We start from the raw sequence: 3,786 nt of genomic DNA on the forward strand, positions 1-3,786 counted from the left end.
ATTTGGCACTGACATTCATCGACACACTGTTGAGTTCTCAAAGAACACGCACACACCATCACCACTGACACACTCGCCAGCCGCTCCGGGGCAACTTTTCCAGCTTATCTCATCGAGCTGACCGGCGCAAACCGGCACCCGCTGAAGACATTCCGGGGTTGAAGTACAACCATACACGATGGTGAACTTCGGATTGGTCAGGCACTTCGTACGACCTCGTTGCATCACCAGGTGGTGAATGTCGGTGTCCGTGTCGCTCTGACTTGGAATAAGTTACGCGAACCGCACGCGGTTTCCAAATCGCCTGGTCGCGGGCATTCGCGCACTGGAATCTTCCGAATCTGCCACTCGATCGGCGTTCGCTGTCAGGCCAGAAGTGTGCACGCTGAGCCGGTTTCGCAGGTCCGAGAGCTCGTACGGTGGGACCGTCGCTCCAATTACCGCTCACTCTTAATCGAGGAGTACGACATGCCGGCAGTCGCCGCTCTCGACGGCACCGACATCTTCTACAAGGACTGAGGAGCCGGCCGCCCCATAGTCCTGAGCCACGGGGGCCACTCAATGCGGACAGCTGGGACGCACGGCAACTGTTCCCGACCACGTCTGGAAACGACATCAACACCTATGCGGACGAATGCAGGCTGGCACCACAACGCCTACGAAGGCATCGCCGCGTCCTCGGCGACGGATTTCCGAGCCGCTCGACGAGTTCGACGTTCCGACCCTCCTGATCCACGGTGACGACGACCAGATCGTGCCGTTCGAGATCGGGGGCAAAGAAGTCAGCGGCGCGGACCGGCGGCACCGCGCTCGAGGTCTACCCAGGTGCCCGCACGGCATCACCGACACACACAGGGTTCAGCTGGGCAAGACCTGCCCACTTTCCTCGACACCCACACCTAGTGACATTCCCTCACTCGAGACAACGGATCACAATCATGAGCAGTCACACCGCAGCACCCGGCATCATCGTCTTCGTCCACGGGCTGCGGATGACCCCGCGCAGCTGGGAAGACTGGATGAAGTACTACGGGAGCAAGGGCTACACGGTGTTGGCTCCGCCCAACTCCGGGTTCGAGATCGAGGTCGAAGCAATGCGCGAGAATCCAGAGGTCATCGCGAACCTCACAGTTGCCGAGACCGTCGACCATCTCGCCGGCGTCATCGAATTACTGGACACTCCGCCGAGCCTCATAACCTCGCTGTTCCCCGTTCCGAAGAATCCCGCGAACCGCCACAAACCGCCGGGTTCACCCCCGAGGAGTTCCACTACGCGTTCACCAACACCCTCACCCGGAGGAATCCGACAAGGTGTAAGACCGCAATCACATCGCCGCATCACAAAAGCGGGTGGGGCGTACGGCCTGATCGCGAAATTCAAGCCCGGCCACCAGGAGACCTCGGCGGACTACGCGAAGGACGATCGCGCGCCGTTGCTGTTCATCGGTGGCGAAGCCGACCACATCATGCCGCCGTCGGTGAACAAGTCGAATACGAAGCGCTATCACAAGCCCGCTGCGCTCACGAAATACCACGAGTTCGACGGCCACTCCCACTGGACGTGTGGTGAGCCCGGATGGGTCGCGGTGGTCCAACTACATCCTCGATTGGGGGCTGCAACACGCCGACACCACGCCTCGGGAGTCGAAAATCGTAGTACCACAGTGGGTATCACGTTCCTAGCGATGTGCACACACCGCGCATCCGGAAGCTCCACCGCCGGGATCGGAGCGGCAGACACCTCCTGTTCTTGCGGACGTCCGGGTGCGGCTCAACTTGTGGGGACCGCATCGCTCTCACACCCCTGAGCCCGGGTGCCTACGGCGTCACCGTCGCGGTGAATCGATCACGCGCAATTGGATGTGCCGACGGCGACTATCGCCAGGGCGGTCGAGTATCTGGTCCCCGCGAACCTCTGTACGACATGCTGTGTACACATCTCCACCACTTGGCTCAGACAGCCGCAGCGGCTCCGCTGACGGGCTCGCTGAAACTCCCCACCCGTGTGGCTCCGCCAATGAGGGCGGTCTCTGTTCGTCGAGTACCTGAGCTGCCGACTGACCCAGGACCCCCACCTGCGGGCGCGCACCCTGTGCGACGAACTCGAAGAGCTCGGTTACCGGCTGTAGTACCAGACGCTGACCCGTCAGTTCCGGGATCGGAGACTGCGGGCCGGTGTGCGAGCAATGCGCGAACGCCACCGACCGGGCGAACGCGGTGATCGACCACCCACCCGGCGAGGAAGCACGGTGGGACTGGGTGGACCTACCGAACCCACCCATCTCCTGGGGATGGGGTACGGCAGCGCATCTGGTCGACGGCCTCGACCGGGTCAGCCGCAGACTCGGGGGCTGACCCTAACCTGGCGGTTCGATCGGATGGCCACCGTCTGCCACCCCGACTCCGGGCGGATCACGGCCAGCTTCGCCGGCGTCGCCAAACACTACGGCGTCTCGGTCGCGATCTGCCAGCCGCGGTCCTGGAACTGCGAAGGGGTGGTGGAGAAGGCCAATCACACTGCTGCCCAGCGCTGGTGGCGCAGCTTGCCTGACGATCTCACCGTCGAACAAGCCCAACAGAAGTTGATGAGTTCTGCCGTCCGCGCGGCGACACCCGGCTGCGGGCCACGCCGGCGGAAAGGCCACGGTGGCAACAGTTGCGGCCGCGGAGTCACTCACATCGCCGCGGGCGACGCCGTATCCGACGATTCTCACCGAAGCCCGGACTGCGTTCCCACAGGCTGGCATCCGCGCAGATCACCGTCACCCGCGTGCTCGGGTCGGAGGTGATCGACATCGTCACCGCTTCCCAGATCGCCGTCGCCCGCCACCGCCTTGCCGAGGATGGCGCCGGGGTCATGGTCCACAGCCACGTCTACGCACTCGGCCAGGCGGCCATGACCGCCGCCAGTTCCAGTGGGCGCCCGCACCGCCGCAAGGAACGGATCCCACCCGGATCCGATGCGATCGCAGCAGTGGAAGTATTGCGCCGCAGCACCAGCGAGCCGAGCATGACGAACGTCGGCCGAGCCGAAACATCTCAGATGACAACGCCATCGACGGTCATCGACCTGTCCGCCTGCGAGCAGGCCGCCAAAGGAAGGAACACCATCGCATGAGAACCACACCAAACACCGATGCGGTTCCGGCGCCAAGGCGGCCAGCCTCTACCAACGCCTGCGCGGACACCTGGCGATGCTCAAACTGCGCGACGCCGCCGAGGCCCTGCCTACAGTCCGCGACACACCCGACAGGAACAATCAGTCGATGACCGCCAACCTCGAAGAACTCCTCTCCATCGAAGTCGAGTCGACCGAGGCCCGTCGACTGGCCGGGTCGGTTGCGGTTCGCGTGCCCGCCGACGCCTGCGTCGCTCGAGGACTTCGACTACGACGCCGCTCCAACCCTCGATCGAAGGACTAATCACCGAACTCGGCACCTGCCGCTACCTGGAAACGGCGACGAACATCCTGCTCATCGGACCGCCGGGGTAGGCAAGACGCACCTGTCAGTGGGATTGGCACACGCCGCGGTGCACGCCGGCTACCGCACCTACTTCACGACCGCCGCAGACCTCGCCGAGCTACAGTAGTCACCGCCGAAGGTGGGGAATTTCGCTCGAGCACAACTGGAGATCTTCGCTAACGCTCGTCACCGGCGCGACTTCGCCTCTACCGAGAGTCGAACCTCACACCTGAGTTGGCTCATTTCGTTAGTGCGTGAGTTCAGGACCTGAAATCCGATCCACAAGGTCGCGGATTTCGGGATCGATTTCGGGCGGGAACGT

Annotated in this window: 3 protein-coding genes and 1 pseudogene; all 4 read left to right on the forward strand. The window is 63.3% G+C overall.

The window, feature by feature from the left end; translation table 11 throughout:
• The first annotated feature begins 938 nt into the window (after positions 1–938).
• Positions 939–1,808: an alpha/beta hydrolase gene (locus ACFWAY_RS53150; protein WP_378516457.1), complete on the forward strand. Its 870-nt coding sequence runs from the start codon at positions 939–941 to the stop codon at positions 1,806–1,808.
• Between the two features lie 222 nt (positions 1,809–2,030).
• Positions 2,031–3,118, forward strand: a pseudogene (locus ACFWAY_RS53155) (IS21 family transposase).
• 76 nt (positions 3,119–3,194) lie between these two features.
• A complete protein-coding gene (locus ACFWAY_RS53160; RefSeq protein ID WP_378516459.1) occupies positions 3,195–3,422 on the forward strand; it encodes a hypothetical protein in 228 nt (75 codons plus the stop codon).
• Complete coding sequence (locus tag ACFWAY_RS53165) at positions 3,340–3,591, forward strand: ATP-binding protein (RefSeq protein WP_378516458.1); 252 nt, start codon at positions 3,340–3,342, stop codon at positions 3,589–3,591. The genes ACFWAY_RS53160 and ACFWAY_RS53165 overlap by 83 nt, the downstream gene beginning before the upstream one ends.
• Positions 3,592–3,786 lie beyond the last annotated feature (195 nt).

Source organism: Rhodococcus sp. NPDC059968, assembly GCF_042738615.1.
Taxonomy (GTDB): Bacteria; Actinomycetota; Actinomycetes; order Mycobacteriales; family Mycobacteriaceae; genus Rhodococcus_F.